The organism is Saccharomonospora saliphila YIM 90502, assembly GCF_000383795.1.
In the GTDB taxonomy this organism is placed as follows: Bacteria; Actinomycetota; Actinomycetes; order Mycobacteriales; family Pseudonocardiaceae; genus Saccharomonospora; species Saccharomonospora saliphila.
The window spans coordinates 81,940-87,629 of the sequence record NZ_KB912640.1; the positions used below are offsets into that span (position 1 = coordinate 81,940).

Sequence of the window (5,690 nt, forward strand, 5' to 3'; positions counted from 1 at the left end):
GAGCGGCGCCCGCCCCGGCGCTCCCGGCTCGCCCGGGGCGCCGGGGCGCACACGGTGTCAGCCCATGTGCGGGTAGGTGATGTTGGTCGGCGCGACGAAGGTCTCCTTGATGGAGCGGGGGCTGGTCCAGCGCAGCAGGTTGAACACCGAGCCCGCCTTGTCGTTGGTGCCCGACGCGCGCGACCCGCCGAAGGGCTGCTGGCCGACGATCGATCCGGTCGGCTTGTCGTTGACGTAGAAGTTGCCCGCGGCGTGCCGCAACGTGCGATGCGCGGTCCGGACGGCGTCGCGCTCATCGGCGAACACCGCACCGGTGAGCGCGTACGGCGCCGTGGTGTCGACCAGCTCGAGCATGCGCTCGTACTCGGCGTCCGGGTAGACGTGCACGGCCATGATCGGCCCGAAGTACTCGGTCGAGAAGACCTCGTGGGTGGGGTCGTCCGACACCAGCACCGTCGGCTCGACGAAGTAGCCGACGCGGTCGTCGCAGCCGCCACCGGCGAGCACCTCCAGCGCCGGGTCGTCGCCGACGCCGGCGAGCAGGTCGCGGTGCTTGGCGAACGCCCTCGCGTTGATCACCGCGCCGCCGAAGTGGGAGAAGTCGGTGACGTCGCCGTAGCTGACCGTCTTGGTCTTCTCGGCGAGGTGCTCGCGAACGCCACCGTCCCAGAGCGACCGGGGCACGTAGGCGCGGGAGACGGCGGAGCACTTCTGGCCCTGGTACTCGAACGCGCCACGCACCAGCGCCGTGACGAGCTTGTCCGGGTCGGCCGACGAGTGCGCCACCACGAAATCCTTGCCCCCCGTCTCGCCCACGATGCGCGGGTAGCAACCGTAGGAGTCGAGGTTGTCGGCCACGGTGCGCCACAGATGTTTGAACGTCGCCGTCGAGCCGGTGAAGTGCAGGCCCGCGAAGCCGGGGTCGGGCAGCGCCACCTCGCTGACGGCCTGCCCGTCGCCGGTGACCATGTTGATCACGCCGGGCGGCAGCCCCGCCTCCTCGAAGGCGCGCATCGTGTAGTGCGCCGCCAACTGCTGCGACGGGGTCGGCTTCCACACCACGGTGTTGCCCATCAGCGCGGGCGCCGACGGCAGGTTCCCGGCGATCGCGGTGAAGTTGAACGGTGTGATGGCCACGACGAATCCGTCGAGGGGCCGGTACTCCATGCGGTTCCACACGCCGGGCACCGAGTTCGGCTGCTCGGCCAGGATACGGCGGGCGTAGGAGACGTTGAAGCGCAGGAAGTCGATCAGCTCACAGGCGGCGTCGATCTCGGCCTGCTGCACCGACTTCGACTGCCCCAGCATGGTGGCCGCGTTGAGCGTGTCCCGGTACGGCCCGGCGATCAGATCGGCAGCGCGCAGGAACACCGCCGCCCGCTCGTCGAAGTCCAGCTCGCTCCACTCGCGTGCCGCCGCCTTCGCCGCGCCGACGGCGTCGCTGACGTCGGCGCGGGTGGCCTGCGCGCTGACGCCCAGCACGTGTCCGTGGTCGTGCGGCTGCACGACGTCGAACCGCTCGCCGCCCGCGAGCCTGCGCCGCCCGCCGATCGTCTGCGTCAGCTCGTGCCTGTCGGCCTCAAGCTCGGCCAGCATCCGCTGTAACGACTCGCGCTCGGGGGTGCCCGGAGCGTAGGTGTGCACCGGCTCGTTCGCCGGTGTCGGAACGGATGTGACAGCGTCCATGGTGTCCGCCTTTCCGGTTCGTCCGCCTCGTGAGCGATGCGCGACCACATCGTTGCACGTCCGGAGCGGAAACGTCAGTGTCCGCGACCGGAGGCCGTACGCCGGGGCGCCGGTGCCCTCCACCGGGCGCGCGGCGGGGAAACCGCGGGCGCCCGTGGCTCACATGAGTTCGAGCAGGAACGGCAGCTCCTGCGGGGCGTACCAGGCCAGCTCGTGGTCCTCGACGTCACCGAGCGCCAGCTCGGCCTCCTCGTCGCCGAGGTCGGCCTCGTCGATCACCGGGGCGGCCGCGAGCACGGCGCTCTCCGCCTCCGGCGTGTCCACGTGCACCGCCGCGACGTCCGCCAGCGCGACCGGCCCGGCGAGGCGCACGACCGCGTGATCGAGGTCGGGCCGCAGGGTGACCTCGTCGAGGTCGGCCGAGACCACCACGCGCCGCGGCGGGTCCTTCTCCCCGGCCGGGGCACCCTCGGCCGGGTCCGGGTGCCGGGGCATCACGCCGGCCTCCTCCCCCACGGCCCCCGGGGTGTGCGACGCGAGCAGGCGCAGCGATCCGCGCGCGGCCTCGGTGAGCGCCGCGTACTCCAGTTCCTCGGTCGTCCCGCTGGTGTACGACTCGCGCAGCGCCGGGGTGAGCGCGAACGCGGTTCCGTTGACCGCGGTGAGCTCACCGGTGTCGACCAGGCCGCGGAGCATGGCGAGCGTGGCAGGTATGTAGACCCTCACCGGTTCGTCCCTTTCAATTCCTGGAGCGCGTCCACGACCGTGCTGGCGAGGACGTCGATGTCCGACAACGCCTTGCGGTCTCCGTTCAATCCGAAATAGACCTTGCCGTCGTACGAGGTGACGCCGATGGCCAGCGCCTGGTTGCGCGCCAGCGGCATCACCGGGTAGATCTCGGTCATCCTCGCAGGCCCGGCGTAGAGGGGCTGTTGCGGACCGGGCGAGTTGGCGACGAGCAGGTTGACGATGCGCCCCGACAACGAGCCCGCGGCGCGCGCGGCGAGCGAGTGCATGGTCGCGGGCGCGAACCCGCCCAGCCTCAGCATCGCGCGGGCCGCCACCGACCGTTCCGACGCGAGCTGGTCGGCGATCGCGTGGCTGATGTGCCGCAACCGCAGCACCGGGCTGGGCTCACCCACCGGGAGGTCGACCAGGCACGGCTTGATCCGGTTGTTCACCAGGCCTGCCGGTGACAGCGCGACGGGGCCGTCCTGGACGGCCAACGGCACCAGCGCCCGCACCGTCGCCGACTCGGCGAGCAGCCTGCCGCGGGCGAACAACCACTCACGGAGCGCGCCGGTCACGACGGCGAACACCACGTCGTTGACCGTGCCCCCGCAGTGTTCGCGCACTCGGCGGTAGTCGTCGAGGTCCGTGGTGACCCCCGCGAACACCCGGCCCCCGCTGACGCGCGCGTTGAGCGGGCCGGGCGGCGCGGGACGCACCACCGAGTGCACCGTGGAAGCCACCTCCTCGACCGCGCCCAGCAGCCGGTCGGCCGTGCTCGCCGCGTCCCGCGCCACCGACCGCACGTTCTCCACCACCTCCGCGGGCCGCTGCACGGCGTCGGCCACGGCGTCGAACACCAGCCGCGCGCCGTTCGGCCGGGGGCGGGCGCTCCAGGTCGGTTCGGCGGCTTCCCGCACCGACGGTTCGTCGTCGAGGATGAGCTGCCCCAGGTCAACCGTGCCGATGCCGTCGACCATCGACTGGTGCGTCTTGGTCACCAGGGCCACGCGGTCGCCTTCGAGGCCTTCCACCATGTACAGCTCCCACAGCGGGCGATCCGGGTCGAGCGGCCGGGCCATCAGCCGGGCGACCAGCTCGAACAGTTGCCGGTCGGTCCCCGGCTCCGGCAGCGCGGAACGGCGCACGTGATAGCTGAGGTCGAAGTCGGCGTCGTCGACCCACACCGGACGCGCCAGGTGGCCGGGGACCGACTGCACCCGCTGGCGGTAGCGCGGAAGGTAGGCCAGTCGCCTGCCGACCAGGGCGAGAAGGCGGGAGTAGTCGAAGGGCCCGCCCGACCGCTCGACGACGGCAACGCCACCCACGTGCAGCGGTGTGGTGGGCTGCTCCACGTACAGGAACGAGGCGTCCAGCGCCGAGAGACGGTCGGCCATGACGTGATCCTGACAGAATCCGGCTGGCCGCGCCGTGGCCGAGGCGCGGTACCCCGCTCGGGTGACAGAGGCGGGTGGGAGACTGGCGGTGTGGGTGGTGAACAGGCGCACGGCACCGCGCGGGGCGGCACCCGCCCCGTGCACGCGGACGAGCCGGACGGGACCTCTCCGAAGGACCGGTTCGTGACCGTCTACGGACGCAAACCGGTGCTCGAAGCGCTCGGCGACCCGACCCTGGAGGTCGACAAGGTGATTCTCGCCGACACCGCGCGGGGTGCCGGCGTATCCGAGATCGAGCGCGCCGCCCGTGCGCGGGGCGTGCCGGTCCAGCGGGCCGGCGCCCACCGCGTGAAGGTGCTCGCGGGCAACGGCAAGCAGGACCAGGGCGTGCTGGCCGACGTCGTGGCGCCGCGGATGCGGCCGCTGCACGCGGCGCTCGACGCCGCCGTACCACCCGCTCCGCTCGTCGTCCTCGACGGCGTCACCACCTCAGCCAACGTGGGCATGATCCTGCGCACCGCGACCGCCGCGGGGCTCGGTGGGATCGTGGTACCCCGGCGTGGGGTGGCGGCGCTGGATCCGCTGGTGGTGAAGGCGTCGGCGGGGGTGGCCTTCCGCGCCCCGGTGCTGCGCTGCGCGACGGCGGCCGAGGCTGCGGAACGGCTCACCGACTCCGGCTACGCCCTGTACGCCCTCGGCACCCGCGCCGCGCACGGCGCGAGCGCCCCGGAGTCGCTGTTCGAGATGGACCCGCCCTCCCGGGTGGCGTTCGTCCTCGGCGGTGAGACCGCGGGCATCAGCGACGAGGTCGCACGCCTCGTCGAGGGCTGGGTGTCCGTTCCCATGCCGGGCGAGGTGGAGTCGCTCAACGTCTCCGCGGCGGCCGCCGTGCTGTGCTTCGAGCTGGTGCGCCGCGGTCAGGCCCGCTGAACGAGCGCCACGCTACCGCGCAGCGATTCCAGCGTCGACGCGAGTGTGCCGGCAGTGGCCGGAGCGACGTGCAGGACCGTCCCGTCGTCGGTTTCGACGCGGTGGTTGAGGTAGCGGCCCCAGTCGGTGTCGACGTAGTGCAGCGGGCTTTCCAGCCGTCGGTAGTGGCCGTGCTCGTCGCGTTCGGCGACGTAGAGTTCCCCACCGCCCAGCACCGGGCGCTCGGTGACCTTGAGGATCTCCCGCGCGGTGGCCGCCGCGGCGCGGTCCGGGGTGTGTCCGCGGGCGACGGCCTCGAAGTCCTCGGCGCGCACCGACCAGTGGGAGCCGCCGCCGGGTCCGATTTCAGGGAGCCGGTGAACGACGGTGCGCGCGAGGTCGGTGTGGTCTGCGGACTCCAAGAGTACCGTTTCGCCCTCGCACACGGCGAGCACGCCTTGGAGTCCGCGCGCCGCGGCGAGCAGGCTCCACGTCGTCTCGCCCTCGAACACCCAGCCGAAGTACTCGATCGCGGCGTTGGTGAGCAGTGGAAGCCAGTCGAGAAACTCCGGGTCCAGGCGCCCGCGGCGGTCGAGCAGACCGGCCTCGGCCAGCGCCTCGTCCAACGCCGCCTGCGCGGCGTCCCGCTCGTCGCTCGGCAGCCAGAGCGGCTCAGGGCGCAGCGTCAGGTGCAGCGTTCCGACCTGCTCCCGCTCGACAGCCCTGGCGAGCACGTCGAGCGGGAGCGTGACCCGCGTCGGACTCACTCGCCGATCACCGGCGGTGCCGTCTTGCCCAGGTCACCGAGGAAGACCTCGTCCGGATCGTTCTCCTGCAGGTAGGAGGCGCGCTGGTGCTCGGTCTCGTCGTCGCCCTGGCCCTTGCCCGCACCGCCCGCGCCCATCGGGGCCGCGCCCATACCACGGCCGCCCGTACCCGACGTGGTGCCGCGGGCCGCCTCGCCCGCCG

The 5,690-nt window shown here is 72.5% G+C and carries 5 protein-coding genes and 1 pseudogene; 1 reads left to right on the plus strand and 5 read right to left on the minus strand.

Annotated features, from left to right (window positions below):
- Positions 1 to 57: 57 nt before the first annotated feature.
- From pruA to SACSA_RS0105480, 3 genes are all read right to left on the minus strand, one after another.
- The gene (gene pruA / locus SACSA_RS0105470; RefSeq protein ID WP_019814165.1) at positions 58 to 1,686 is read right to left on the minus strand and encodes an L-glutamate gamma-semialdehyde dehydrogenase; all 1,629 of its coding nucleotides are present in this window, start codon (positions 1,684 to 1,686) and stop codon (positions 58 to 60) included.
- Between the two features lie 159 nt (positions 1,687 to 1,845).
- Positions 1,846 to 2,412 carry a DUF6912 family protein gene (locus SACSA_RS0105475; protein ID WP_028661570.1) on the minus strand — a complete coding sequence of 189 codons (567 nt, stop codon included), beginning with the start codon at positions 2,410 to 2,412 and terminating at the stop codon, positions 1,846 to 1,848.
- The gene (locus SACSA_RS0105480) at positions 2,409 to 3,812 is read right to left on the minus strand and encodes a WS/DGAT/MGAT family O-acyltransferase (protein ID WP_019814167.1); all 1,404 of its coding nucleotides are present in this window, start codon (positions 3,810 to 3,812) and stop codon (positions 2,409 to 2,411) included. The genes SACSA_RS0105475 and SACSA_RS0105480 overlap by 4 nt, the downstream gene beginning before the upstream one ends.
- Before the next feature lie 138 nt (positions 3,813 to 3,950).
- Here SACSA_RS0105480 and SACSA_RS0105485 point away from each other — a divergent pair, with 138 nt between their 5' ends.
- Positions 3,951 to 4,742 carry a TrmH family RNA methyltransferase gene (locus SACSA_RS0105485; protein ID WP_028661571.1) on the plus strand — a complete coding sequence of 264 codons (792 nt, stop codon included), beginning with the start codon at positions 3,951 to 3,953 and terminating at the stop codon, positions 4,740 to 4,742.
- Here the strand turns inward: SACSA_RS0105485 and SACSA_RS0105490 are convergent.
- Together SACSA_RS0105490 and SACSA_RS21680 are read right to left on the minus strand one after the other, a co-directional pair.
- Positions 4,730 to 5,488: an ESX secretion-associated protein EspG gene (locus tag SACSA_RS0105490; protein ID WP_019814169.1), complete on the minus strand. Its 759-nt coding sequence runs from the start codon at positions 5,486 to 5,488 to the stop codon at positions 4,730 to 4,732. The two genes, SACSA_RS0105485 and SACSA_RS0105490, sit on opposite strands and share 13 nt — an antisense overlap.
- A pseudogene (locus tag SACSA_RS21680) lies at positions 5,485 to 5,690 on the minus strand (hypothetical protein); the annotation flags it as partial. The gene SACSA_RS0105490 and the pseudogene SACSA_RS21680, both read right to left, overlap by 4 nt.

Coding starts and splice junctions, on each gene's coding strand:
- pruA (WP_019814165.1), bottom strand. CDS start 1,686: ATGGACGCTGTCACATCCGTTCCGACACCGGCGAACGAGCCGGTGCAC.
- SACSA_RS0105480 (WP_019814167.1), bottom strand. CDS start 3,812: ATGGCCGACCGTCTCTCGGCGCTGGACGCCTCGTTCCTGTACGTGGAG.